Origin of the sequence: Paenibacillus shunpengii (assembly GCF_042684905.1) — a bacterium.
Lineage (GTDB): Bacteria > Bacillota > Bacilli > Paenibacillales > Paenibacillaceae > Paenibacillus > Paenibacillus shunpengii.
Window position 1 is genome coordinate 54,236 of sequence record NZ_JBHUMJ010000011.1, and the last position, 25,880, is coordinate 80,115.

General features: G+C 48.0%; 21 protein-coding genes. 3 read left to right on the forward strand and 18 right to left on the reverse strand.

The window, feature by feature from the left end; all coding sequences use genetic code 11:
• Positions 1 to 49: 49 nt before the first annotated feature.
• Both ftsX and ftsE read right to left on the reverse strand, forming a co-directional pair.
• Positions 50 to 967 carry a permease-like cell division protein FtsX gene (gene ftsX, locus ACFSVM_RS22280; protein ID WP_076314548.1) on the reverse strand — a complete coding sequence of 306 codons (918 nt, stop codon included), beginning with the start codon at positions 965 to 967 and terminating at the stop codon, positions 50 to 52.
• The gene (ftsE, locus tag ACFSVM_RS22285; protein ID WP_047912341.1) at positions 957 to 1,643 is read right to left on the reverse strand and encodes a cell division ATP-binding protein FtsE; all 687 of its coding nucleotides are present in this window, start codon (positions 1,641 to 1,643) and stop codon (positions 957 to 959) included. Before ftsE ends, ftsX begins: the two co-directional genes overlap by 11 nt.
• A gap of 204 nt (positions 1,644 to 1,847) precedes the next feature.
• On the opposite strand from ftsE, the gene ACFSVM_RS22290 reads away from it, so the two are divergent.
• Entirely contained in the window at positions 1,848 to 3,317 is a 1,470-nt protein-coding gene (locus tag ACFSVM_RS22290; protein WP_379264645.1) for a VanW family protein, read from the forward strand.
• A gap of 153 nt (positions 3,318 to 3,470) precedes the next feature.
• Here the strand turns inward: ACFSVM_RS22290 and ACFSVM_RS22295 are convergent, their stop codons facing one another.
• From ACFSVM_RS22295 to ACFSVM_RS22305, 3 genes are read right to left on the reverse strand one after another with little or no spacing between them, the layout of a single operon-like run.
• Positions 3,471 to 4,214, reverse strand: coding sequence for a hypothetical protein (locus ACFSVM_RS22295; RefSeq protein WP_379264647.1), 744 nt, complete (start codon positions 4,212 to 4,214; stop codon positions 3,471 to 3,473).
• 14 nt (positions 4,215 to 4,228) lie between these two features.
• A complete protein-coding gene (locus ACFSVM_RS22300; RefSeq protein ID WP_379264649.1) occupies positions 4,229 to 5,002 on the reverse strand; it encodes a hypothetical protein in 774 nt (257 codons plus the stop codon).
• Positions 4,995 to 5,648 (reverse strand): YhbD family protein, encoded by a 654-nt coding sequence (locus ACFSVM_RS22305; protein ID WP_076314544.1) that lies wholly within the window; start codon positions 5,646 to 5,648, stop codon positions 4,995 to 4,997. Before ACFSVM_RS22305 ends, ACFSVM_RS22300 begins: the two co-directional genes overlap by 8 nt.
• Before the next feature lie 569 nt (positions 5,649 to 6,217).
• Here ACFSVM_RS22305 and ACFSVM_RS22310 point away from each other — a divergent pair.
• Positions 6,218 to 7,003 (forward strand): alpha/beta hydrolase, encoded by a 786-nt coding sequence (locus tag ACFSVM_RS22310; RefSeq protein ID WP_379264651.1) that lies wholly within the window; start codon positions 6,218 to 6,220, stop codon positions 7,001 to 7,003.
• Between the two features lie 89 nt (positions 7,004 to 7,092).
• On the opposite strand, the gene argH is transcribed toward ACFSVM_RS22310, so the two are convergent.
• From argH to argC, 7 genes are all read right to left on the reverse strand, one after another.
• Positions 7,093 to 8,499 carry an argininosuccinate lyase gene (gene argH / locus ACFSVM_RS22315; RefSeq protein ID WP_076314542.1) on the reverse strand — a complete coding sequence of 469 codons (1,407 nt, stop codon included), beginning with the start codon at positions 8,497 to 8,499 and terminating at the stop codon, positions 7,093 to 7,095.
• A 137-nt stretch (positions 8,500 to 8,636) separates the two neighbouring features.
• Entirely contained in the window at positions 8,637 to 9,869 is a 1,233-nt protein-coding gene (locus tag ACFSVM_RS22320) for an argininosuccinate synthase (RefSeq protein WP_076314541.1), read from the reverse strand.
• Between the two features lie 128 nt (positions 9,870 to 9,997).
• Positions 9,998 to 10,942: an ornithine carbamoyltransferase gene (gene argF / locus ACFSVM_RS22325; RefSeq protein WP_379264654.1), complete on the reverse strand. Its 945-nt coding sequence runs from the start codon at positions 10,940 to 10,942 to the stop codon at positions 9,998 to 10,000.
• A gap of 14 nt (positions 10,943 to 10,956) precedes the next feature.
• The gene (locus ACFSVM_RS22330; protein ID WP_177178713.1) at positions 10,957 to 12,207 is read right to left on the reverse strand and encodes an acetylornithine transaminase; all 1,251 of its coding nucleotides are present in this window, start codon (positions 12,205 to 12,207) and stop codon (positions 10,957 to 10,959) included.
• 106 nt (positions 12,208 to 12,313) lie between these two features.
• Positions 12,314 to 13,147 (reverse strand): acetylglutamate kinase, encoded by an 834-nt coding sequence (gene argB / locus ACFSVM_RS22335; protein ID WP_090724639.1) that lies wholly within the window; start codon positions 13,145 to 13,147, stop codon positions 12,314 to 12,316.
• Positions 13,148 to 13,173: 26 nt separating this feature from the next.
• Positions 13,174 to 14,409 carry a bifunctional glutamate N-acetyltransferase/amino-acid acetyltransferase ArgJ gene (argJ, locus tag ACFSVM_RS22340; protein ID WP_379264657.1) on the reverse strand — a complete coding sequence of 412 codons (1,236 nt, stop codon included), beginning with the start codon at positions 14,407 to 14,409 and terminating at the stop codon, positions 13,174 to 13,176.
• A gap of 68 nt (positions 14,410 to 14,477) precedes the next feature.
• Positions 14,478 to 15,527, reverse strand: coding sequence for an N-acetyl-gamma-glutamyl-phosphate reductase (gene argC, locus ACFSVM_RS22345; RefSeq protein ID WP_379264659.1), 1,050 nt, complete (start codon positions 15,525 to 15,527; stop codon positions 14,478 to 14,480).
• A gap of 436 nt (positions 15,528 to 15,963) precedes the next feature.
• On the opposite strand from argC, the gene cls reads away from it, so the two are divergent.
• A complete protein-coding gene (cls, locus tag ACFSVM_RS22350) occupies positions 15,964 to 17,367 on the forward strand; it encodes a cardiolipin synthase (protein WP_379265219.1) in 1,404 nt (467 codons plus the stop codon).
• 272 nt (positions 17,368 to 17,639) lie between these two features.
• Here the strand turns inward: cls and ACFSVM_RS22355 are convergent, their stop codons facing one another.
• From ACFSVM_RS22355 to ACFSVM_RS22380, 6 genes are all read right to left on the reverse strand, one after another.
• Positions 17,640 to 18,539 (reverse strand): YitT family protein, encoded by a 900-nt coding sequence (locus ACFSVM_RS22355; protein WP_076314534.1) that lies wholly within the window; start codon positions 18,537 to 18,539, stop codon positions 17,640 to 17,642.
• 117 nt (positions 18,540 to 18,656) lie between these two features.
• Positions 18,657 to 19,770, reverse strand: a protein-coding gene (prfB, locus tag ACFSVM_RS22360; RefSeq protein ID WP_143757775.1) for a peptide chain release factor 2 whose coding sequence is annotated in 2 segments (ribosomal slippage) — positions 18,657 to 19,697 and positions 19,699 to 19,770 — 1,113 coding nt in all. Because the reading frame shifts where the segments join, the coding sequence is not laid out codon by codon here.
• A 156-nt stretch (positions 19,771 to 19,926) separates the two neighbouring features.
• A complete protein-coding gene (gene tnpB / locus ACFSVM_RS22365; RefSeq protein WP_379264662.1) occupies positions 19,927 to 21,015 on the reverse strand; it encodes an IS200/IS605 family element RNA-guided endonuclease TnpB in 1,089 nt (362 codons plus the stop codon).
• A gap of 289 nt (positions 21,016 to 21,304) precedes the next feature.
• Positions 21,305 to 23,812, reverse strand: coding sequence for a preprotein translocase subunit SecA (gene secA, locus ACFSVM_RS22370; RefSeq protein WP_076314532.1), 2,508 nt, complete (start codon positions 23,810 to 23,812; stop codon positions 21,305 to 21,307).
• Between the two features lie 544 nt (positions 23,813 to 24,356).
• Positions 24,357 to 24,929 (reverse strand): ribosome hibernation-promoting factor, HPF/YfiA family, encoded by a 573-nt coding sequence (hpf, locus tag ACFSVM_RS22375; RefSeq protein WP_076314531.1) that lies wholly within the window; start codon positions 24,927 to 24,929, stop codon positions 24,357 to 24,359.
• 690 nt (positions 24,930 to 25,619) lie between these two features.
• Complete coding sequence (locus tag ACFSVM_RS22380) at positions 25,620 to 25,817, reverse strand: cold-shock protein (RefSeq protein WP_007132290.1); 198 nt, start codon at positions 25,815 to 25,817, stop codon at positions 25,620 to 25,622.
• Positions 25,818 to 25,880: the final 63 nt, after the last annotated feature.

The window sequence follows — 25,880 nt, forward strand, 5'->3', positions numbered from 1 at the left end:
ACAGCCACATGATTATACGAAACTACAAACTACGAAAACTATGAAAACCTTACACTTTCAAAGATTTACGAATAGACAACGTGCTTCCCAGGATGCCCACGAGCATTCCCATAAGGAGCAGTGATCCGCCAAACCAAGTCCATATACTGGACAATGGCACCAGATCAAGCATCTGGATGATAATATCTTGTTGAATCGAGTTCAGCAGCTGGTTGTATCCGATAAATAGTATAGCGATCGTAATAATAGATCCAATGAATCCAATCAAGGCCCCTTCAACAAAGAACGGCCAGCGGATAAAGGAGTTTGTCGCTCCTACCAGCTTCATGATGCTGATCTCCCGGCGGCGTGCCAGGATCGTTACGCGAATCGTGTTAGAGATCAAAAACATGGACATGAGTGCAAGACCTGCTACAAAAACAACGCCGATCGTCCGGATCAGACGAGTGATCTTGAACAGTGTCTCCACCGTGTCTTCTCCATAGTTCACTTTCATAATGGGCTGTTCTGGGTATTCCTCGTTCAGCGCTTCAATCTTCTCAGCTACAAAGCTGACTGTGCTCGGATCAATAACCTCTACCCTGAGCGTATCCGGGAGAGGATTGTTATCCTCGTCGAAGCCTTCAAGCAGCTCCTGACCATCTTCTCCAAGCTCTTCTTTAAAATCTGCCAAGCCTTGCTCTTTAGGAACAAATTCAATCTTGCTCACTTCCGGCATGGCTCCAATCTCGTCCTGAAGCTTACCGCGCAGCGCCTCATCTACATTAAGCTGCAGGAATGTACTGATCTCCACTTGGTCATCTGCCTGATCCGCCATGGAATTGACGTTCACCACGAGCAGAACGAACACGCCTAGAATCAACAATGAGACAATAATCGACGTAATAGATGCTATGGACATCCAGCCGTTACGGAATAGGCTCTTGAACCCTTCCCGCATATGGCGCAAGAAGGTACTAAAATTCATAGCCGTATTCCCCTCTCATTTCGTCTCGGACGATATGTCCCTGCTCAATGGCAATAACCCGCTTACGCATGGTATTTACAATATCCCGGTTATGGGTTGCCATCACGATTGTTGTTCCTCGGAAATTGATTTCATCCAGCAGCTGCATAATTCCCCATGACGTCTCAGGGTCAAGGTTACCCGTAGGCTCGTCCGCGATGATGACAGACGGATTGTTCACGATCGCCCTTGCGATCGCAATACGCTGCTGCTCCCCGCCTGACAGCTGGTTCGGCTCGCGGTCTGCCTTGTTCTTAAGTCCGACAAGATCCAGGGCTTCCATAACCCGCTTCTTAATCTGTTTCTTCGGTGCTTCAACAACCTCCATTGCGAATGCGACATTCTCATACGCCGTCATCTTCGGCAGAAGTCTGAAATCCTGAAAAATAACGCCGATATTACGCCGAACATAAGGGATTTTGCGATGCTTCAGCTTACCGATATTAAATCCGTTAACTGAGATCTGTCCTTTTGTCGGAACTTCTTCTCTGTAAATGAGCTTCATAAATGTCGATTTCCCCGCACCAGACGGTCCGACAATATAAACGAATTCGTTGCGGTCGATCTTTACCGACACACCTTGCAAGGCATGTGCCCCATTCGGATAGGTCTTCCACACGTCCTGTAATTCAATCACATGATCACTTCCCGTTGCATAGTAGCCTTTATCATTTCGACACTTTCCATTGATTTCCTTTAAAATCTCTCGAATTTCATCAAGATGTTTCCCATTGTAACAAATTTGTTACCTTTTGAGTAGCCGAAAGATTTCCGCTTCCGGAACATATACATGTAAAGTGTTTGTAATCCGGGGAAACAAGAAGCAGGAAAGGAGTTACCCATGAAAAAAATTCACACTTTCGCCATCATTTCTGTGCTATTTGCCCTCTTTTTCACCACCCTTTTGGTGTGGATTTATATGTATACTCACCAAGCGAAGCTCCCGTCAAAAGTAACCATCTCCGGCTGGGCTGTCGGCGGCCAAGATATCCCTTCAGTAATTCGTGAGCTTGATCAGAAGCTCCAGGCATTAGAAGACCTGCCTCTACAGCTAAAGGAAGGCAATCGCACCCTATCCACCCCCAAGCTGACACTGCAGCATGCCGGAGTGAGGTATAACGCGAATGAGTTTAAACAGGCCGCAGCGGGTCTGTCCGAAGGAAACATGGTTCAAAGACTCTTCAACCGACTTCGTTTTCAAAAAGAATGGAGCATCTCCTACAGCTATGATCGTGCTAAATTGCGAAGCTATCTGTCTCCTGCCTGGGAACAATCTGAATTTGGTGACTTGATTCCTGCTAAGGTCCTTATTACGAAGCTGGATGAAATCGAGTTTATACCTGAGCACAGCGCGAACAGGATTCACTGGACGGAGATGACCCGGCGTATAGAACATGCTGTTCCGGCCGATTTCACACGACTTATGAATCCAATAGAACCCAGACCTACTATTGTTATCGACCTTCCCCTCCAAGTGATGAACCCCTCGGTAACAATTGACTCTCTTAGACAGTCTGGCATTCAGCGAAAAATCATTCAAGTCTCTACCCCACTCGGCACGAGCGGAGAAGGTAGAACCTACAACGTAACGGCTGCCGCCAAAGCGGTGGATGGTATGATACTTAAGCCGGGAGATGAGCTCAACTATGGACAAATTGTCAAGAAGGCAGAGAAGGACAGCGGCTTCAAGGAAGCCCCTGTCATTGTAGGCGGAGAGCTTGTTCCAGGTATCGGCGGGGGCATCTGCCAGGTCTCAAGCACCCTCTATAATGCGGCACTCAGAACAGGGCTTCACATTGTGGAACGGAGAAATCATTCACTGCCAGTCAGTTATATGCCCAAAGGCCTTGATGCTACGTTCGCGACGGACTACATCAATTTCAGATTCAAGAATACTACGGGCAAATCGCTGCTGATCAAAGCAGAGATTAAGAATCGCGAGCTGGTTGTAAAGTTTTTTGGAACCATGCCGGAGAATGTAACCTATGAGCTCGAAACACTTCTCCTTGAAACACTCCCTGCACCCACAGAGTTTACGAATGACTCTTCTCTGCCGGTAAATACGCAGGCCGTAGTCCAAGAAGGAGCACCGGGATATATTGTGGAGACCTATCAGATTAAACGAATCGATGGCGATATCGTCTCCCGCACTCTGATCTCCAAGGACACCTATCGTCCACAAGCGCGTCTAATTGCAGCCAATCCAGACAACCCTTCCTCTGAGACAGAAGACCGCTCAGAACCTGCGCCATTTGACCCTGCTCCTCCGGTCGAGGACGGTATACGTACACAGGGAGCCATCGGAGATTGATGTTGATTTGTGAGCTGCAGGAGCTTCTGCCCTATTCTTTGAAGCCTTTTAAATAAACAAAAAAACTCATGGGCCTGTAAGATGCAGGTTCATGAGTCCATGAGTCTTCAGTTCCTAAGCGCTTTTAGTTCTTGAGTTCATTGCATCCTATTTTTAGCGACGCAAGCTCTTGTCTACCTTCGCAGTGCGATGCTCCTTGTATTTCTCCGTATATTCAACCAGCCCGATCCGGCAGCCTGGACCAATCGTGACTCGCCGTCCTCGCACAACCTTTGCCTCCACATGCTCAAGCCTGATGTTATCACCCTCAATCAGATCAGCCGACAGGGTCTTGTTGATTCCCTTACTAAGGAAGTGCGGAAACCAGGATAAAAACGCCTGCCCAACATCAATCTGTGCCCCGCATAATTCCCTTGCACGACTCGGACCATTCAGTTTAATTCGAATATGCTCCGCGTTCACGGCTCCTTCTGCCGTAATCACACCTCGTATGCGCACTTCTTCAGAGATACAGTCTCCTTGAATTTGCAGCTGCCCTGAGCATTTCAGCTTCTCACCGCGGAGATTCTGTCCTACTTTCATTGCCCCGAGCAGCTTCATATGACGAATCTGCAATGTTCCATCTACACGAAGCTCCCCCAGCGTTGATGCCGAATCACCGGATAATCCGCCTTTTATATGCACATTTCCCAAGAGTTTGAATGAGGATGCATCTAATTGCCCTTGTACAGAGGCGTCCCCCATACAGCGAAACAGCTCGCAGCTCGCATCCCCTTCAATTCGGCCTAGACCCATAATGCTTATTTTCCGAAATGCTCCTCCAGCTGACTCCCCTTCGCCAATCATTCTAAAGTCACTTTTCCAATCGCTGTTAAGCTCACGGTTACCTGTAATCACAACAATTCACCTCTTTACGTTTGAATGTAGCGATCGACGACCGTATCCTCATCCTGATAATAGGATTCCTTATACTCCACAAGACCAATCTGGCAGCCTGGGCCAATAACCACTCGGTTTCCCCTAACCGTTTGAGCATAGGTCTGCTCCAAGTAGATGTCGTCTCCTTCAATCACTTTGGCCTTCAGCTTAGGCGCGAGTCCTGGCACAAAATCATCGAGAAGCTTTACCTTGTGATCACGGCGCACATGAATACGTTCTCCGCCAATATCCTCCGCCTCACAGCCCAGAAGCAGTTTAATATCAATATCACCCGCGTTCAGCAGCCCATGGATCTTGAAGCCGCCCTGTACCTCGAGCTTCTCGCATTCCACATCCCGGTCTGCAGACAGGGTTCCTGCTACTTCTACGCTGCTGGCAATGAGTTTGCCGCCTACGTTAGCTTTGCCGTTGACGACAAGCGATTCTGTATCCAGCTGTCCTCTAATCGAAAAGACACCATCCACTCGAGTTCGGTCAGCTCCCACATTCCCTTTTGCTTTACTTGTGCCGTTAACGATGATTTCTTCTGCAGAGATGTCACCATTCACCGTTGATAGCCCGTTCACGAAGTAGCGATTACATTTGAGAGCACCATTCAAACTTGCGGTTCCGTTCACTTCATAACTGATACAGTCGATATCACTGGAAAATTTGGCCATCCCATCTGCTCTGACATGCTGGTAGATCCCCCCTGAAGTACTGCAAATTCCCGCAATATTCCGATTCCGTCTTTCTGCTTCACTCATAGCGATAACCTCCAGATCGATTTAAATGCACCTTCAGCTGTTCTATATAAACTGCAATTGGTAACCTCAGAACTTCCTTAACGCCTATATCGTAATATATTCCGCTTCCTGCACTGACCATCACAAGAATCGGCACGCCCATTTTGCGGATCAGAATGATGTCACAGCCCTTATCCTCGAACTTCCTGTATTCATGATGAAACGTACGAATGAGAAGCGCTCCCTCATCTCGGGTCATTTGTCCACTGGACAAAGCCTGATCCAGAACATAAAGGCAAAGTAGCTGCTCAAACTCCAGCTGCTCTGTCTCATGAAGCTCCGCTTGCTCTATGTACAATTGCATGGTGATTGGTGTAACCAGCTGTCTATGCATGATTTCTTCCTGTGTCAGAAGAAGCGTGCTGACCGATGGAGAGAACACATCTGCGAGCTCATCCAGAGATAGATCATCTTTCATGTTTTTTATTTTGTGAATTCGTGATAAGATGCTCTCCCTGGGGAAAAACGTCTCCTGACCCGTAAAGGAAGATCTGCGAATGAACCAATCCTCCGGAATTAAATTCTTCCGCTTCCATCGGTATAACTGTCCATATGAAATACCGGTGATCTCCAGCAGATCTTTCTTCGATATCAAGTCCTCCTGCATGTGAAATCAACCTCCTGAACACAATGTAACATAACATTGTTACGCTGTAAATGAAATAGAGCAGCACATTTTCCTTAAGGGCGGTAATTTGCCTGCGGAATAGGCATTCTAAGCGTTGGATAACCGTGAATAACATGCTCACACTTCTTCATTCTATCCACATTTTCACGCAGAATAAGGATAGTGTCTCTGCCTGTCTGTGAGTAATGTGTATAGAAATGTGCATAAACGTGAAAAAATTGTCGTTATTTCGTGCGCGCTGTGTATAACACAATGTTATGCACATGAAAACGCATGATTTTACCCCGAATCGTGAATAAGACTCACCATAAATTCATTTTCAACAGAAAGTTATCAACATTTTGGTATCTGTTGATAACTTTTCGTTCAGCGCTCACGCAATATACAAGACCGAGATCAGGCCCCTTTTTAAACTCTCCACTCCCCACTCATGGTATCAGCCCTGATTGAAATGAATCGTTACGATAAAAATGAAACCGCTTTTTATTCGAACATGCTTTATAATAGAAATGACGACAATTCATCTCGATTTGAAGGGAGCACTTCTAATGGCCTTTATGCAATGTCACTTTTATTCCGAAGTACTAGGACTGAATACAACGATGCACGTCATTCTGCCCCAGCAGACTTTTTCTCAGATTGGAGTGGATACGAAGCAGGGACAAGGGCCCTACCCGACACTCTATCTGCTGCATGGTCTCTCCGATGATGACTCCATCTGGATGCGCCGGACCTCCATCGAACGCTATGCTTCCGCGCTAGGAATTGCGGTAGTCATGCCGAACGCATATCGCAGCTTCTATACCGATATGGCTGAAGGAAGTAAGTATTACACGTACATAACGGAAGAGGTTCCGAATCTGGCGAGATCCTTCTTCCCGTTATCTTCTGCACGTGAGGATAACTTTGTTGCCGGGCTCTCCATGGGCGGATATGGCGCTATGAAGATTGCACTGTCCAGACCAGAGGAATATGCTGCTGCAGCAAGCCTCTCTGGTGCTGTCGATATGGCGGCCCATTATGACAATCTCAAGGCTCAGGATGACGCGCGCAGCGTGGAATTCAAACGGATCTTCGGCGACATCATTGCAGGAACAGAAAATGATCTGATCCATCTTCTGAAACAGTGCGATCAGCAGCCAGGTCCTAAGCCTAAGCTGTTCCAGTGCTGCGGAACAGAGGACTTCCTATATGAGGATAATCTCAGCTTCCGTTCGGCAGCTGAACAAACCAATCTTGACTTCACTTATACCGAAGGACCGGGAGAACATGAGTGGGGATACTGGGATGCACGCATTCAGGATGTTCTGGAGTGGCTTCCTTTGCAGAAATAATAGAACATGTGATAAAAAAGGGATTACTTCAAGGACGGCAGCCTTAGCCTCCTTCAAGCAATCCCTTTTTACATTTAGAACGATCTTAGTTACTCTGTATGCTCTTTAAGCCATTGCGTGGTCAGACCCAGCATCGCTTCGCTCCGGCGAATCGCATCGGCCACTTGAGTAGTAGCCGTACCTCCGTAAACGTTACGCGCATTGACGACCGCTTCCGGCTGGAGCACCGCATAAATCTGATCATCGAACAGCTCGGAGAATTGCTTGAACTCATCAAGGGATAGATCAAGCAAGTATTTTCCGTTCTGGATACAATACAGCACCGTTTTACCGATAACTTCATGTGCCTGGCGGAAAGGAAGGCCCTTGCCTACGAGGAAGTCGGCAATATCGGTCGCATTGGAGAAGTCCTGATTCACGGCTTCGCGCATCCGCCCTTTGTTCACCTTCATCGTAGCAATCATCGGCGCAAACAGCTGCAGTGCTCCTTCGAGTGTTGCCACAGTATCAAACATGCCTTCCTTGTCTTCCTGCATATCTTTGTTGTACGCAAGCGGAAGGGATTTAAGCACGGTGAGCAGACCCATCAGGTTACCGTACACACGTCCTGTCTTACCGCGGACAAGCTCCGGCACATCGGGGTTCTTCTTTTGCGGCATAATGCTGCTGCCTGTGCAGAACGCATCATCAAGCTCGACAAAATTGAACTCCGTGCTGCTCCACAATACGAGCTCCTCACTCAGACGAGACAGGTGCATCATAATAAGGGAAGCATCCGCCAGGAACTCAACGATAAAGTCACGGTCACTTACCGCATCAAGGCTGTTCTCATATACCCGGTCAAATTGAAGCTGCTCAGCAACAAAGTGACGGTCGATCGGGAAGGTTGTTCCTGCCAGTGCGCCTGCACCCAGTGGAAGCACATTAATCCGTTTGTAGCTGTCGATCAGACGCTCGGCATCGCGCTGGAACATGGAGACATACGCCATCAGATGATGAGCGAATAGAATTGGCTGTGCTCTCTGCAAATGAGTATAGCCTGGAATAATCGTATCCAGATTCTCTTTGGCCTGTCCGATCAGTGCTTCCTGCAGCGCATGCAGCATCCCGACAATCTCGATAACGCGAGACCGCAAGTAGAGATGCATGTCGGTTGCTACCTGGTCATTCCGGCTGCGTCCCGTGTGAAGCTTACCGCCCACCGGTCCGATCTCCTCAATCAGATTCTTCTCGATATTCATATGGATATCTTCATCTGAGACTGAGAACTCAATCTGGCCTTCACGAATTTTGCCGAGAACCGTATTCAAGCCTTCTTTGATCTTCTCCACATCATCCTGTGGCAAAATTCCGCATTTACCCAACATTGTCACATGTGCCAGACTGCCTTGAATATCTTCCTCTGCGAGGGCCTTGTCAAAATTGATCGATGCTGTATATTCCTCCACCAAATGATTCGTCTGTTTTGTGAAACGCCCGCCCCATAATTTACTCATGTCTGTGCCTTCCTCCCTTTCACATCTCATGGATAAAGGCCGCTCCTGAGTTCTCTTCAAGGAACGGCCTTACGCTTCCTTACCAGCTTACAGCTGCTTCATCTATAATCATGCCACATTACTTCTAGGGCACATCATTATTGGTTCTGTGCTACACCCGATCCGACCTTGAGACGCAGAGCATTCAGGCGGATGAAGCCTGTTGCATCCCCTTGGTCATAAGCCTGGGTAGGATCTGCCTCCATCGTCGCGATGTCCGGATTGTACAGACTAACAGGGCTCTTCACGCCAGCCGCAATAATATTGCCTTTGTACAGCTTCACGCGAACCGTTCCTGTTACATTCTTCTGGCTCTCCGTCACCAGTGCCTGCAGTGCGAGACGTTCCGGTGCAAACCAGAAGCCATTGTATACGAGCGTGCTGTAACGTGTGATCAAACTGTCACGCAGGTTCATCACTTCACGGTCCATGGTGATGGATTCCATCTTGCGATGCGCAGTGAACAGAATCGTTCCACCTGGCGTCTCATACACACCGCGGCTCTTCATGCCAACGAAACGGTTCTCTACCATATCAACACGGCCGATTCCGTGCTTACCGCCCAGCTCATTCAGCTTCTCCATGACTTCAAGCGGACTCAGCTGCTCACCGTTCAGAGCTACACAGTTCCCTTTTTCAAACTCAAGATCCAAGTACTCCGCTTCGTCAGGAGCATCCTCTGGTGAGTTGCTAAGAAGGAACATTTCCTTGTTCTCTGGTGCACTCGCATCAAACCAAGGATCCTCAAGCACTCCGCTCTCATAGCTGATATGCAGCAGATTGCGGTCCATGGAATACGGCTTCGCTGCCGATGCCGTTACGGGAATACCATGCTGCTCTGCATAAGCGATCATTTCCGCACGACCCGGGAATTGATTGCGGAATTCTTCCAGACGCCATGGTGCGATCACTTTGATGTCTGGTGTAAGCGCAGCAGCATTCAGCTCGAAACGTACCTGGTCGTTCCCTTTACCTGTTGCACCGTGTGCAATGGCTGTCGCGCCTTCAGCAATCGCGATATCAACCATCCGCTTCGCGATCAGCGGACGCGCGATACTGGTGCCGAGCAGATACTGGCCTTCATACAAGGCACCCGCCTGGAACATCGGGTAAATGAAGTCACTGGCGAACTCATCCCGCAGATCGTCGATGTATACTTTGGAGGCACCTGTTGCGAGTGCTTTTTCCTCTAATCCGTCCAGCTCTTCCTTCTGTCCGATATCTGCTGTGAACGCAATAATCTCTGCATCATAAGTTTCCTTGAGCCATTTTAGAATGACGGAAGTGTCCAGTCCGCCGGAATAGGCCAGTACAATTTTCTCTTTTGCCATAATGTCCTCCTTAGTCGCTTGAACAATAGTCCATATAGATTCCAATATCTACAATTTATTTTAACATTAACGAATCCATTTCATATACCTTCAACTGCTTAACTTAAGAGTATATAAAAATCTCTTCATTACCCCATCAGGGCAGCCATCAGTGCTTTTTGGGCATGGAGACGATTTTCCGCTTGGTCAAAAATAGCCGAGTTCGGTCCATCAATGACCCCTTCACTTACTTCTTCACCACGGTGTGCTGGAAGACAGTGCAGGAAGATATAATCCTTCTTCGCTCCTTTAATGAGCTCTTCATTAACCTGATAGTCAGCAAAAGCAGCTTCACGGGCCTGCTGCTCTTCCTCAAAGCCCATGCTTGCCCATACATCCGTGTAGATAATATCCGCATCCTTCACTGCTTCCTCTGGACTGCGGGTCACGACAACCTGAGAACCCGACTCTTGTGCAATGCTCTTCGCCTTCTCCACAATCGCTGAATTCGGTCCGTATCCTTCAGGACTCGCCACCGATACATGAATACCAAGCTTGGCAGCACCGAGCATCAGGGAATGAGCCATGTTATTGCCGTCGCCTACATAGGCCATCTTAAGGCCCTTCAGCTGTCCCTTGTGCTCCAGCACCGTCTGGAAATCAGCCAGCACCTGGCAAGGATGCGCATCGTCGCTCAGCCCGTTGATTACGGGAATATCCGCATACTTGGCAAGCTCCGTCACATTGCTGTGCGCAAACGTCCGAATCATAATCCCATCCAGGTAACGAGAGAGCACCTGAGCTGTGTCGCTGATGGTCTCACCGCGTCCAAGCTGAATATCATTTTTGCTTAAGAACAGCGCATGCCCGCCTAGCTGGAACATCCCTACTTCAAAGGATACGCGCGTACGTGTCGATGATTTTTCAAAAATAAGTCCGATGGTCTTGCCCTTCAAAGGCTGATAGACCTCACCGCTTTTTTGCTTCTTCTTGATATCAATAGCAAGCTGGAGAAGATATTCAATCTCCTCTTTGCTATAGTCTGTAAATTCAATAAAATCCCGGCCTTTGAGGTTCAGCTGTGTAATTGTCATGTGTTCATCCTCCTTCAAACTTCGTTCGCAGCGATGTGTTCTTCAATCAACGTCTTGATTAGAGCCACTGCTGTATCAATTTCTTCTGTGGTCACGTACAGGTTTGGCAGGAAGCGGATCACTTCAGGCCCTGCATTCACGAACAGAAAGCCTCTGCTCTGGCCTGCTGCGACAATATCGCCAACCGGTCCCTGACATGCAATCCCAACGATCAGACCTCGGCCGCGTACCTCGGTTACAAATGAAATGCCTGCCAGCTCCTTGCGCAAGGATTCGATCAAGTAATCTCCCATTTGCTGTGCCCGTTCAGGCAGCTTCTCTTCAATGATCGTCTCGATCGTTGCATTGACTGCTGCCATCGCCAGCGGTGTGCCCCCGAACGTAGTCGCATGACTTCCTGGGGTAAATGCATCACGCAAATAAGCTTTACCCAGCATCGCACCAACCGGGAATCCACTGCCGATCCCTTTGGCTGAAGTGAAAATATCCGGCTCCACATCATAATGCTGATGAGCAAACAGCTTGCCTGTTCTGCCCATGCCTGTCTGCACCTCATCCATAATCAGCAGTAAGCCGTGTTCCTCGCAGAGCGCCTTCACTTTTCTCAAAAATTCCGGCTCGACGACATGAATGCCGCCTTCAGCCAGGATCAGCTCTAGCATAATCGCCGCCGTATGCGGTGTAATTGCTGCTTCCAGTGCAGGGATATCATGCAATGGCACATGAACAAAGCCTTCTGGCAGCGGAAGGAAGCCTTCCTTCACTTTATCCTGTCCAGTTGCAGTGAGCGTCGCTAGTGTCCGGCCATGGAAGGACTGTTTGAAGGTGATAATCTCAAACTTGCCTTTGCCAAGCACTTTTTGCTGATATCTGCGCGCAAGCTTAATCGCCGCTTCATTAGCCTCTGCCCCGCTGTTGCAGAAGAATACCGCATCAGCACAAGTATTTGCTGTCAGCAGCTTCGCTGCCTGCTCCTGTCCAGGAATGGTGAACAGATTCGATACATGCCACAGCTCATCCAGCTGTTCCTTCACTTTATTCACAATCTTATCCGGCGCATGACCCAGATTGGTGACGGCGAGACCGCTCATGAAATCCAAATATTTATTGCCCTTGTCATCCCACAGGTAGCTGCCCTTGCCCTTGACCAGGCTAAGCGGATACCGTGCATAGGTTGGAAAAAGCGAGCTCCCTGCCTCATTCGTCACTTGCTTATCAGGTGCTGCCGCTTGTGTCTGCTGTGATTGATTCGTAACGGTCATCATCTACACTCCCATCTGATTTTGGCGCATGCGCCGTTTTAATAAAAAACATTCGTTGCTCTAATTGCGAGCTGTCCGTTCATACACCTAGATCTTCTTGCTGTCATCGTTACATCCGTACGATTCTTGTGCCAATGACTTCTCCCTCAAGCACCCGGCTCAAGATCTTCGGCTCGCTGCCGTCCACGATCACGACCTCTTTCACTTTGCCTTGAATGCATTGAATGGCGGCTCTAACTTTTGGAATCATTCCACCGTATATTTCGCCGCTCTGGATCATGTCTTCAATCTCCTGCACTGTAACTGAAGGAAGCACCTTCTTCACTCCATCGACATTCTTCATAATCCCGGGCACATCGGTGACGACAATCATGCGGTCCACGCCAAGGTGGGAAGCGACAGCTCCAGCTGCCGTGTCTGCATTGATATTGTAGCGTTGTCCTGCTGCATCAACACCTATAGGCGCGATCACCGGCATATATCCCAGATTGACGATTCCTTCTATAATAGAAGACTCTACCTGAGTGACATCTCCTACATGACCGACCTCAGCGCTGTTGCTCACCGGCTTCGCCTGAATCAGACCACCGTCCACACCGGACAGTCCGATTGCTCTTGCACCAGTCCCTTGAATAAGACGGACGATCTGCTTGTTAATACTGCCTGCCAGCACCATTTCCACAACATCCAGCACTGCCTCTGTCGTCTTGCGCAGTCCACCGACAAATTCAGTCTCAATACCAAGCTTCGCCAGATTGTCCGAGATCGCCGGACCGCCGCCATGAACGATAACCGGTGCTATGCCTTCAGCCTGAAGATCACGCAAATCCTCGAAAAACGAAGCCGGCAGCGCCGCAAGTGTACTGCCTCCGCATTTCATGACAAACGCTCCTGCTGTATGCCCGGTCGAGCTCTTCTTCACTTCTGTGCTTGCCTGCGTCATTCCCCTCTCCCCTTTTCCAAGTATCTTTAAGTTCTATAAGCTGCATTAATCCGTACATAATCGTAAGTCAGATCACAGCCCCAGGCAGTCGCCTTACCTGTACCCCCATGAAGATTAACATAGATCTGAACCGTATCTCCTTGAAGATAGACAAGTGCCTCATCTTCACTGAATGTCACAGGGCGAGAGCCTTGCAGCACCAAAATATCCCCCAGCTTCACATCAACCTGCTCTGGATTCAGCGGCACGCCTGCACGACCAACGGCAGCAATGATTCGTCCCCAGTTCGCATCTGCGCCAAACATCGCTGTCTTGACCAGACTGGAACCAATGACCGTCTTCGCGATGGCTCTGGCAGAATCATCTGTGTCTGCACCTTGAATGTTCACCTCAACCAGCTTCGTAGCTCCTTCGCCGTCTCTCGCGATCGCCTTGGCCAGCACTTCGCATACATAGTTGAAAGCCTCTGCAAATGACGCCCAGTCTTTATGCTTCGGAGTCAGTGTATCGTTGCCTGCCAGGCCGCTGGACATCGCAACCAGCATATCATTCGTACTGGTGTCGCCATCCACTGTAATCATATTGAAGGTCGCATCTGTCGATTGACCCAGCAGCCCTTGCAATGCCTGCTGTTCAATCGCTGCATCACAGGTTACAAAAGCAAGCATCGTCGCCATATTCGGATGAATCATTCCTGAACCCTTTGCCGCTCCGGCAATCGTGACTTGTTTACCGTCCACTTGAGTCGTGACACAGATTTCTTTTTTCACAAGATCGGTGGTCAGAATCGCTTGAGAGAACTCACCTGCCGCCTCTGCATCCTTCCCGATCTTCGCAGGCATCGCCTTAATTCCCGCGTGCACACGATCCATCTTGAGCAGTTCACCAATAACTCCGGTAGATGCAACAGCCACATCCGCTTCAGCCACACCCAGCTCACGCGCAGCAGCGGCTCTCATCGCGTATGCATCTTCTTCTCCCTGCTTGCCCGTCACGGCGTTTGCGTTACCGCTGTTCACAATGATCGCTTGAAGCTTGCCATTCTTCAGACTGTCTCTTGTCACTTGAAGCGGTGCTGCTTGGAATACATTCGTTGTATACACGGCAGCAGCATTCGCGATGACATCACATTTGATGGCGCCAAGATCGTTACGCTCCGCCTTTTTGAGTCCACAATGCAAACCTCCTGCGCTAAACCCTAATGGCGATACGATCGATCCGTTATCCACGATGCTAAAAGCCTGAATTGCAACCTGTCCCATGATTTCTTCCCCATCCTATCCAAGTTAATATGAAAAGCCGGACATGCACGGATTATGCTTCCTTCTATTTATGGGTATACTGGTGAGAATTGAAGCCCTGTCGCTTCATCCCAGCCCATCATCAGATTCAAATTCTGAATGGCCTGCCCAGCAGCACCCTTCACGACATTATCAATAACAGCGAAAATGGTAACTCTTCCTGTGCGCGAATCGGCTGAGAAGCCAATGTCACAATAGTTGGATGCGAATACTTCCTTCGTCGCCGGCCAGCTGCCCGCCTGCCTGATTCGAACGAACGGCTTGCCTTCGTAGTACTGGTTGTATGCATCAATGAAATCCTGGTCTGTATAATTTCCGTTTAGGGATGCATAAATCGTGCTCATGATCCCTCTAGTCATAGGTACGAGCTGTGTTGTAAACGTGACCGTTACTTTATGACCTGCAATATCGGTTAATACCTGCTCAATCTCCGGAATGTGCTGGTGCTTATTAACCTTGTAGGCTTTGAAATTCTCGTTAATTTCAGCATAATGAGAAGTCAGGCTTGTGCCACGGCCTGCTCCGGATACACCGGATTTCGCATCAATAATGATGCTTGCGGGATCAATCATGCCTGCTGCGATGGCAGGAATCAGACCCAGCAGCGTTGCTGTCGGATAACAGCCCGGGTTAGAGATGAAGTCTACACCTTGAACCTTCTCTCCGTACACTTCGCTCAGTCCATAAACAGCCTGCTCCAAATACCGATTCTCTGCAGGAGCGTGTTTATACCATGTTTCATACTCTGCTCCATCCTTCAGCCTGAAGTCGCCTGACAGGTCAATGACCTTGAGACCCGCATCAATGAGCTGAGGAACGAGCTGTGTACTTACGCCGGATGGAGTCGCGGTGAATACCAGATCCACATTTGCTGCCATTTGGGCTACGTCGATGCCGTCCAGTGTCTGCTCCATAATGGTATTTAAATGGGGGAACCCTTCTGCTATGGATACTCCGCTCGTTGATGACGAAATGACGGAAGTGATCTCTACGTTCGGATGATGCTGTAAAAAACGAATGAGCTCCACTCCGCCGTACCCAGTGGAACCCACAATTGCGACTTTTAATTTGTCCTTCATAATGTCTCCCCTTCTCTCTTCAGCTGAGCTCACAGTTCATGCAGCTCTCTATGTATGCAGCACTCTATCTGACGGTGCCTGTCATATCGGCAATTGCTGAATTTCTGCTTACTATTATCCGATTTCCTCAAACCATTTAACGATACGTTCTCTTTAATAGATGTGAATTATTATACATCCACGCTTATATAAATACAACACTTTATGCATGATTTCTATTTGTTATTATTCATTCCTGTTTCTTCCTCAGCTCAAAAAAATGATGACAGGCTATGAAATCTCTTTTCGTTGATTCCGATTGAGTGATATGATGCATAATAGGGTTAATTAAGATAGATTGATTATTAGGCCCAGCTACATAGATATCATCGAATTTGGAGGAACAACTCACTTGGATATCAACCATATCAGCTACATTGTAGTGATCATCATTAACATGTTACTAGCGGCCGCTCTTATATTTCTGGAACGCAAAGACGCTTCTTCCACCTGGGCCTGGCTGCTGGTGCTTACCTTTATTCCGATTGTAGGGTTCGTGCTCTACCTGCTGCTCGGGCAGAATCTTACAAGATACCGCCTTTTTCAATGGAAGGAACGCGCCAAGCTCAACATCGACCAGATGGTCATCGATCAGATTCGCCACCTGCAGGAGAAGGATTTCCCATTCCGCAAACAAGACACATTAGAGTACAAGGATTTTATTTATATGCATTTGATTCAGAACGGTGCATTATTTACGGAAGACAATAGTGTCGAAATCTTCTGCGACGGACATCATAAATTCAACAAGCTTATGGAAGACATTGAAAATGCAAAGGATCATATTCATATCCAGTACTATATTCTTCGAGGAGATGGGCTGGGGAGAAGCATACGAAATGCGCTGATCAAAAAAGCCCAAGAAGGCGTATACGTGCGGGTGCTGTATGATGCGCTCGGCTCACGGAGCATGAAGAAGAGCTTCTTCAAGGAGCTGGTTGCCGCCGGCGGGAAGGTCGAGGTCTTTTTCCCATCGAAGTTCAGGCTGATCAACCTGCGTCTCAATTACCGTAATCACCGCAAGCTCGTTATTATTGATGGAATTATCGGCTATACTGGCGGGTTTAATGTCGGGGACGAGTATCTCGGCAAGGATATAAAGTTTGGATACTGGCGCGATACCCACCTGCGAATTCAAGGAACTGCGGTTTCCACGCTGCAGGCCCGGTTCATTATGGACTGGAATGAAGCGTCCCGCTATCATGACATTACATTTGTGCCCGAACATTTTCCCGAGCCCGAAGGCAAGGATCATGTCGGTATGCAGATTGTAACGAGCGGGCCTGATGCCGAGATCGAGCATATCAAGAATGGTTATATCAAAATGATCTCTGCTGCGAAGAAATCCATCATCATTCAGACGCCGTATTTCATTCCTGATGCCAGTATGCTCGATGCGGTGCGGATCGCCTGTCTGTCAGGAATTGACGTGCGTATTATGATTCCGAATAAGCCGGACCATATGTTTGTCTACTGGGCAACCACCTCGTATGTCGGTGAGCTTATTAAGGTTGGCGCCAAGATCTATATCTATGACAATGGCTTCCTGCATACGAAAATGATTGTCGTGGATAAGAAAATTGCGACCATTGGTACAGCCAACTTCGATGTCCGCAGCTTCCGGCTTAACTTCGAGATTAACGCATTCATTTATGATACCAAGATTGCGCTTGAGCTGACGGATGCTTTTGAAAAAGATATGCAGCTCTCTGCCGAGATGACGGCAGAACACTACCGGCAGCGTTCACTCTGGATTCGGTTCAAGGAATCGATATCCCGGCTGCTGTCGCCTATTTTATAGCTTTATAATAGAGAAAAAGGGAGTGCCTCCGTTTAAACGTGAGGTCACTCCCTTTTGTCATTTCAATAATAACCCATAACTATATAGTCTTGATTGAAGCAAATGATCGTATTATGAAATTGATTCACTCGGTCTGCCTAGACCTCTGTAGTTGTACATCTATTCATCAACATGTGTACTTGCAACGATCGAACGATTTCTTACACTTCATTTATCCACAGTGCGTCTATAAAGTACAATTGCAAATAAACAGCTAAAGCCCAGCTCTGTGTCTAGAACGTCTTCTTGAACCCTTCTCCCAGCACCTCATGGGCGTTCGTAATGGTCACAAATGCATTCGGGTCCACCGAACGAACGAGCGTCTTCAATCTCGCAATCTCACTTTGACCCACAACCACCATCAGCACCGTACGTTCATCATCCGTATAACCGCCTTGGGCAGAGAGCTTTGTTACTCCTCGGTCCAGATCGTGCAATATTGCCTGCTTAATCGGTTCTGTGAAATTGGATATGATATAAGCAACTTTGGACGTACCAAATCCCATTTCAACGGCATCGATCACTTTTCCCGTGACATATAAACTGATAAGCGCATACAGTGAGTTCTCTAGTGACAGCAGCATCCCCGCTATGACAATAACCGCTCCATCTAAGAGCATGACACTCAGCGACAGCCGGAGACCACTGTATTTCTGAATAATTTGCGCAAGGATCGTCAGTCCCCCGGTTGATCCTCGTCCGCGGTATACGATACCAATTCCGAGTCCAACACCAATTCCGCCAAAGATCGAGGCCAGCAGCGGGTTGCTGGTCGGCACTGTCCAATCCTTGGTTAGATAAACGAACAACGGAAGCATGACACTTCCCAGCAGAGACCGGATGGCATATTGTCTTCCCAGTATCGAATACCCTGCAATAAATAATGGAATGTTCAGTGCCCACTGTGTAAATGCCGGTTCGAATCCGAAGGCCGCCTGCCCCAGAATCGAGATCCCCGATACACCCCCTGAGGCGATTAAGTTCGGCACGAGGAACAAATTAAAGGCAATCGACATGACAAATGCCCCGAATATGATGAAAAAGGCATCAACGGCCACTCGCAGCGGACCGTCTACCGGAATGAGATTTGAAGCTCGTTTGTTCCTGCTCTTGCGCTCTTGTGCGTGCTGCATCTTGATTACTGTCTCCCCTTAAATAGATGATCAATGACAAAAGTTCATAATTAAAGACAACCAAAAAAATTCCTACACGGCTATACTTACCCTTACCATGTAGGAATTCCATATAAATTATTCAGACTCCACCTTAATTTGCTTGCGGAGGTATCCATCAATGAAAGCATCGAGATCGCCGTCCATCACTGCACCTACGTTCCCCGTTTCCACGGATGTACGGTGATCCTTTACCATACTATAGGGATGGAATACATAGGAGCGGATCTGGCTGCCCCATGCAATATCCGACTGTTCTCCTCGGATTTCATCCAGTTGTTTTTGCTGCTCTTCCAGTTTTCTCTCATATAGCTTTGAACGAAGCATGGTCATGGCACGCTCACGGTTCTTGATCTGAGAACGCTCATTCTGGCAAGTAACGACGACACCAGTGGGAATATGCGTGATCCGTACAGCAGAGTCCGTCGTATTGATGTGCTGACCGCCGGCGCCGCTCGCACGGTACGTATCGATCTTCAGATCTTCCGTCCGGATGTCCACTTCCACGTCCTCTGTAATCTCAGGTACAACATCACAGGATACGAAGGAGGTATGTCTGCGCCCAGAGGAATCGAATGGCGAGATTCGTACCAGACGGTGCACACCCTTCTCGGCTTTGAGGTAACCGTAAGCGTTATAGCCCTTAATGGACAAGGTCACACTCTTGATGCCTGCTTCATCCCCAGGAAGGTAATCCAGCACTTCCACCTTGAAGCCGCGCTTCTCTGCCCAACGGGTATACATCCGAAGCAGCATCTGTCCCCAGTCTTGAGATTCGGTACCGCCTGCTCCTGGATGCAGCTCCAGAATGGCGTTCATCTTGTCATAAGGCTGATCCAGCAGCAGCTGCAGCTCGAATTCCTCCAGCTTGCTCACCAGGGCTGTGATTGCTTCGCCAATCTCTGCCGCGATGCTCTCATCGCCTTCCTCTTCGGCCAGCTCGATCATCATGCTTGCATCATCATATTCCTGCTGCAGCTTCTTATACTGATCGACAGAGCCTTTCACCGCATTCATCTCGGAAATGAGGGCCTGTGCTTTATCATTATCATCCCAAAAATCAGGGGCTGACATCTTCTCTTCGAAGTTCGCGATCATTTCATTCTTCAGATCTAAGTCAAAGAGACCCCCTAAGGTTGGTTAATTTCTTGCTGATCTCGCGCAAATCCTGCTTAATGCTTGGTTCAATCATGATTCACTGATTCCTCTCTTTACTTGTAGTTGAACACTCCCACCATCTAAAGAGATGGGGGATTCTTGGATTGTCAAACCCATCGGTTTGAAACTGTCCTGCTTGTGCAGTACCCCAAGAGAAGCTGTGGTTCCCACAACTTGTCTGTGCGAGCAGCTATATAGCGACTCGCTTAATATTTTGAGCGGCATTGTCGTCCCGATCATGGCTCGTCTTGCAGGATGGACAACTCCATTCCCGTATAGACAGAAGTTTGATCTTTGGATTTACATAGCCGCATACATGGCAGGTTTGGCTTGTCGGTGCGAAGGTATCCGCAAACTTCAAGGTTCGTCCATACCATTTCGCTTTATAGGTAAGCTGGCGTTCAAATTCACCCCACGACGAATCCGCTATCGATTTCGCAAGTTTGGTGTTTTTAAGCATGTTCACCACATCTAAGCTTTCTATGCTGATCGTTTGGTTTTCACGAATCAGCTTGGTTGTCAGCTGCTGCAAGAAGTTCTGGCGAATGTTCGCGATCTTCTCATAGATGCGAGCCACGTTCATCTTGGCTTTATGCCAATTTGAGCCTCCCTTTGTACGGCGGCTCATGCGGCGTTGCCAGAAGGCTAACTTCTTTTCATAGCGGCGAAATGCCTTCGGGCTTTCTACCCGCAGCCCGTCTGAACAGACGGCAAATTCCTTTAAGCCCAAGTCAATGCCGATATGCTTATGTGCGGCAGGGAGCGGCTCTTGCTCCACTTCACAAAGGATGGAGACGAAATACTTGCCTGATGCATTGCGCCGTATGGTCGCTGAAATGATACGACCTTCGCATGCCCTGGAGTTGGCAAAGCGCATCCACCCCAGCTTGGGAAGCTTGATCTCATGACCACGGATCGCAATATTCCCATTCGTATGCTTAGCCGTGTAGCTCTGAACAGGATTGCGGCGGCTTTTGAAACGCGGAGCACGGCTTTTCTTCTTGAAAAAACGATTAAAGCTGTCTGCAAGATGGCGTGCGGCAGTTTGAAGCGCCGTACTGTCCACTTCTTCAAGCCATTCCAGTGAGGTTTTTAATACAGGCAGTTGTTTGGCACATTTGCTGTAAGACAACCCTTTGCCTGTTTCAGCATAAGTTGTATTCCACTGTTCTAGGAAGTGATTAAAGACGAAACGGCAACAGCCCAACGTTTTTTGAATAAGCAACTGCTGTTCATTGTTAGGGTAAATGCGATACTTGAAAGCCTTTTTTACCAACATGCCCAAAACCTCCTTTATCTGGATGCTTAGACACATTGTAGCACATACGTTCGTCTAGTGGGCAAAAAAGTCGCTCCCCCTATTCAAGTGCTTGAAGAGAAGTATTCTCGCTAGGGTATGATAAAGCCCCACTGAGACCTGCGTACATGAATACGGGCAAGTCTCAAGGAGCTGTATTATTAAATAAAATCTATTTTGGATTATGCATCACGCTATAGCACGTATTCTTCCCATCACACAGGTGGGATTCTGAGCAAAACCCTTAATTTATATTATATTCTATGCCGAATTAAGAAGTTTGACCATGGCAATGTTTATATTTCTTACCACTGCCGCAAGGACAAGGATCATTGCGTCCGATTTGGTCTGCTACCTTCACGGGACGCTTCTCCGCAGGTTCACCGCTTGTCGAGATCTGCTTCTCGTCCACAACCGCTTGACGCTCCTGGTTGCTCTCGATTTGAGCTCTCATGACATAAGTCGCGACTTCCTCCTGAATCGTGGAGATCATCTCGTTGAACATCGCAAATCCTTCGAACTGATACTCGCGAAGCGGATCTGTACCGCCGTACGCCCGAAGGTGAATCCCTTGACGCAGCTGATCCATCGCATCAATATGGTCCATCCATTTGCTGTCTACCGCACGAAGCACAATAACCTTCTCGAACTCACGCACCATTTCTTCCCCAATGCGTTCTTCACGGGCATCATACTTCTCCTGTACCTTGCCAAAGATGAACTCAACGATCTCTTCAACCTCTTTGCCCCACAGATCATCGCGGGTAATTGCGCCCTCTTCGAGCATCTTGCTGTTTATATAATCTGCCACTTCCTGCAGCTCCCAGTTCTCTGGGATATCATCCGGACAGTGAGCTTCCACATTACGCTGAATCGTTCCACGGATCATCTCCATCACGATCTGCTTAATGTTCTCGGACTCCAGCACTTCACGGCGCTGCTTGTAGATGACTTCACGCTGCTGATTCATCACATCGTCATATTGAAGAACGACTTTACGCATATCGAAGTTGTTGCCTTCAACACGCTTCTGAGCCGATTCTACGGCACGCGTAATCATCTTGCTCTCGATCGGCTGATCTTCCTCGAAGCCAAGACGCTCCATCATGTTCAGTACGTTGTCCGCACCAAAGCGCTTCATGAGCTCATCGCCAAGCGACAGATAGAACTGCGTCGAACCCGGGTCACCCTGACGCCCGGCACGACCGCGCAGCTGGTTATCAATCCGTCTCGACTCGTGGCGCTCGGTACCGATAATGTGCAATCCGCCAAGCTCCGCTACGCCTTCACCGAGGATAATGTCTGTACCGCGTCCAGCCATGTTGGTCGCAATCGTTACTGCTCCAGCCTGACCTGCGCCGGAGATGATCTGTGCTTCCTCTGCATGGTATTTCGCGTTCAATACCTGATGCTTCACGCCCTTGCGCTTCAGCATCTCAGACAGAACCTCTGAGTTCTCAATGGATACGGTACCCACGAGCACCGGCTGCTTCTTCGCATGGCGTTCTACAATCTCGTTCACCACGGCTCTGAACTTGCTGTCTACGCTCTTGTAGACTACATCCGCCATATCCTGACGCTGGTTCGGACGGTTCGTCGGTACTTGAAGCACTTCAAGTCCATAAATCTTCTTGAACTCTTCTTCCTCCGTCTTCGCCGTACCGGTCATACCTGCCAGCTTCTTGTACATCCGGAAATAGTTCTGGAAGGTAATCGTCGCGAGCGTCATGCTCTCATTCTGAACTTCAATGCCTTCCTTCGCTTCGATCGCCTGGTGCAGGCCATCACTGTAACGACGACCCGCCATCAGACGGCCTGTAAATTCGTCAACGATGACAACTTCACCTTCGGCAACGACGTAATCTACGTCACGACGCATGATGACATTCGCCTTAAGCCCCTGCACGATATGGTGATTCAACGTGACATGGGCTTGGTCGTACAAGTTATCAATGCCAAAAGCACGCTCCGCCTTCGCAACCCCTGCTTCCGTCAGCGCTACGGACTTGACCTTGATATCTACAGTGTAGTCTTCTTCAGCGACCAGCTTCTTCACGAAACGATCGGCTGCAAAATAAAGCTCTGTCGATTTCTGGGCTTGTCCGGAAATGATGAGCGGTGTACGCGCTTCGTCAACGAGGATGGAGTCCACTTCATCAATGATACAGAAATACAGCGGACGCTGTACCATCTGTTCCTTATAAAGAACCATGTTGTCACGCAGGTAGTCGAACCCGTACTCGTTGTTCGTTCCGTAAGTAATATCACATGCATATGCAGCCTGCTTGGACGCATGATCCATACCGCTCAGGTTAATTCCAACAGTCATGCCAAGGAACTCATAAATCTGTCCCATCTCTTGGCTGTCACGCTGAGCCAAATAGTCATTGACCGTAACCACATGAGCACCCTTGCCAAGAAGTGCATTGAGATATACAGGCAGCGTTCCGACAAGCGTCTTCCCTTCCCCTGTCTTCATCTCTGCAATACGGCCCTCATGCAGTGCAATACCGCCAACCAGCTGTACGTCGTAGTGACGCTTATTCAAAACACGCTTCGATGCTTCCCGTACAGTAGCAAAAGCTTCCGGCAGCAGTTCTTCAAGAGTAGCCCCTTTCTCGATCCGTGCGCGGAACTCCTCTGTCTTCCCTTTGAGCTGAGCGTCGGAAAGCGCGGCAAATTCCGGTTCCATTTTATTAATCGTATCGACCGTCTTCATCAGACGTTTGACATCACGCTCGTTGGTGTCGCCGAAGATCTTCTTCACTAGTCCTAGCATGGTTAACCCCTTTCGTGCAAAACAGATGTTAGAATCAAACTCGGCATGCAAAGGGTAAATGTTAGGAACTTGAGTGGTTCGTTATTCATTCAAAGTTCTTACATGCACAAGCTGATGTTCATATCGAATCAATCATTAAATTTTTATGCATATCCAAAATGCGGTGAATCCATTTCAAAACTCAGTACAAGGATGAATTTGATTCAGTAGTATACATAAAAATGGTTTTGCCTAAATTGTAACAGTTTGTCAAGGCAGTCGCAACAAGGGCAAGCCCTTTATTTTCACCGAATTCCGCGATTGAAAAGAGCAGTGAAACACATCACAGCCCTATCCCTTCTTCCGGCAAGACCCTGTATATATAGACGCATGAGCCTAATATTAAGTTTCGCTATTTGACGAAGACATTATGTGGAAAAATACAAAAAAGAGCCCCTGCTCATCAAAGAGAGGGCTCCGGGTTATTTTCCAGTTCATCCAAATTCTCAATTCAAACCTTAACAGCACAAATCCTGCACGATTCAGCCATCATCATTCTGGCTGCTTATTCCTGTTCAATCAAACCATACTTGCCGTCATTACGCTTGTACACGACATTGACCTCATTGTTCTCAATATTGGAGAATACAAAGAAATTATGGCCGACCATGTTCATCTGCAAAATGGCTTCTTCCACATCCATCGGCTTCAGGAAGAACCTCTTCGTACGGACCACTTCGAGATCATCATACTCACTGTCCAGCTCCTCATCCGTAACTGGGGACGGGCTGGCAGGAACATTTTCAACAAAAAACGTCTTCAGATTATCTTCTTGACGGAATTTGCGGTTGATCTTCGTCTTATGCTTGCGGATCTGACGCTCAAGCTTCTCCACCACAGCGTCAATGGACGCATACATGTCAGTGCTCTCGTCTTCTGCGCGAAGGACTAGACCTTTCATCGGAATCGTAACCTCAACAGTGTGGAACCCGCGGTTAACATTCACGCTGAGCGTCACATTGCCATCAGAGGTTAGAGGTTCATCGAAATACTTCTCTAGCTTGCTAAGTTTCTTGTCGACATATTCTTTCAAAGCATCGGTAACCTCGATTTGTTGACCTCGAATACTCAAATTCATAGGGCAATTCCTCCTTTTCCTTTGCACCTCGATTATAACATGTTTGTTAGGCGAATGTAAAAAGAATGACGGCGTTTTACACATATATAACACAAAGTTATGACAATTGTATGAGGAGCGTTTGAGGCGGGCAGGAATCGGTTAAAATACTGTGTTAGCCTTGTGAAATGAGAAGAAATCTGCGGAATTTGACGGAGACTTCCGCTTATTTTGTCGGAAATTTAATATGATGTGAAATTAAAATTTCTGGTTATGCAAGAAAATAAGCTTTAGATCTCGGTGAGATAAGGTTGAAGTTGTCTTGCATGGGGCTGAGATTCTAAGAAGGCACATATCTTGAGTGATAACAAAATCTAAGAGGTACTATGAGTAAAGTGTATTTACAATCCATTTAGGTATTTACTAAAGTGAGGTATCCACAATCCTGCATGAATAACTACGAGGCTTTGCAATGGGTAATAATGAATTGTGGATAGAGGTTCAAAATTTGATATTGGATACTCCAACGAGACCATGCTTGTGTTTGTCCTTCCATGTGTAACTTGGTACTCCAACTAAACAAGGATGAGAAATCAACCCTTCCAGCGGGAACAAAAAAAACCTTGAGACAACTGTCTCAAGGTTGACGCTAGCTAAACTCAATTGTTAACCATCTAACCGTTATATGTAGGTCGGGCTAAGCCGGGATGATTATAATTTGATTACGTTAGCAGCTTGTGGTCCACGTGCGCCTTCGACGATTTCGAATTCTACGGATTGACCTTCTTCCAAAGTCTTGAAGCCTTCGGATTGGATTGCGGAAAAGTGTACGAATACGTCGCCGCCTTCCTCAGTCTCGATGAAACCATAACCTTTTTCTGCGTTAAACCATTTAACTTTACCTTGCATGCACGAACATTCCCTTCGTCATCAAATGAAGTGAGCTTGGCTCACATCTCCGACTATACCATC

Bases quoted from the DNA above. Each gene is read 5' to 3' on its own strand.
- tnpB (WP_379264662.1), bottom strand. From the start codon at position 21,015: ATGTTGGTAAAAAAGGCTTTCAAGTATCGCATTTACCCTAACAATGAA.
- ACFSVM_RS22310 (WP_379264651.1), top strand. From the start codon at position 6,218: ATGGCCTTTATGCAATGTCACTTTTATTCCGAAGTACTAGGACTGAAT.
- argJ (WP_379264657.1), bottom strand. From the start codon at position 14,409: ATGGGACAGGTTGCAATTCAGGCTTTTAGCATCGTGGATAACGGATCG.
- argF (WP_379264654.1), bottom strand. From the start codon at position 10,942: ATGACAATTACACAGCTGAACCTCAAAGGCCGGGATTTTATTGAATTT.
- argH (WP_076314542.1), bottom strand. From the start codon at position 8,499: ATGAGTAAATTATGGGGCGGGCGTTTCACAAAACAGACGAATCATTTG.
- ACFSVM_RS22300 (WP_379264649.1), bottom strand. From the start codon at position 5,002: ATGAGTGAAGCAGAAAGACGGAATCGGAATATTGCGGGAATTTGCAGT.
- ACFSVM_RS22355 (WP_076314534.1), bottom strand. From the start codon at position 18,539: ATGCAGCACGCACAAGAGCGCAAGAGCAGGAACAAACGAGCTTCAAAT.
- argC (WP_379264659.1), bottom strand. From the start codon at position 15,527: ATGAAGGACAAATTAAAAGTCGCAATTGTGGGTTCCACTGGGTACGGC.
- ACFSVM_RS22320 (WP_076314541.1), bottom strand. From the start codon at position 9,869: ATGGCAAAAGAGAAAATTGTACTGGCCTATTCCGGCGGACTGGACACT.
- hpf (WP_076314531.1), bottom strand. From the start codon at position 24,929: ATGAATTTGAGTATTCGAGGTCAACAAATCGAGGTTACCGATGCTTTG.
- cls (WP_379265219.1), top strand. From the start codon at position 15,964: ATGTTACTAGCGGCCGCTCTTATATTTCTGGAACGCAAAGACGCTTCT.
- ACFSVM_RS22330 (WP_177178713.1), bottom strand. From the start codon at position 12,207: ATGATGACCGTTACGAATCAATCACAGCAGACACAAGCGGCAGCACCT.
- ACFSVM_RS22290 (WP_379264645.1), top strand. From the start codon at position 1,848: ATGAAAAAAATTCACACTTTCGCCATCATTTCTGTGCTATTTGCCCTC.
- ACFSVM_RS22305 (WP_076314544.1), bottom strand. From the start codon at position 5,648: ATGCAGGAGGACTTGATATCGAAGAAAGATCTGCTGGAGATCACCGGT.
- ftsX (WP_076314548.1), bottom strand. From the start codon at position 967: ATGAATTTTAGTACCTTCTTGCGCCATATGCGGGAAGGGTTCAAGAGC.
- secA (WP_076314532.1), bottom strand. From the start codon at position 23,812: ATGCTAGGACTAGTGAAGAAGATCTTCGGCGACACCAACGAGCGTGAT.
- argB (WP_090724639.1), bottom strand. From the start codon at position 13,147: ATGACGCAGGCAAGCACAGAAGTGAAGAAGAGCTCGACCGGGCATACA.
- ACFSVM_RS22380 (WP_007132290.1), bottom strand. From the start codon at position 25,817: ATGCAAGGTAAAGTTAAATGGTTTAACGCAGAAAAAGGTTATGGTTTC.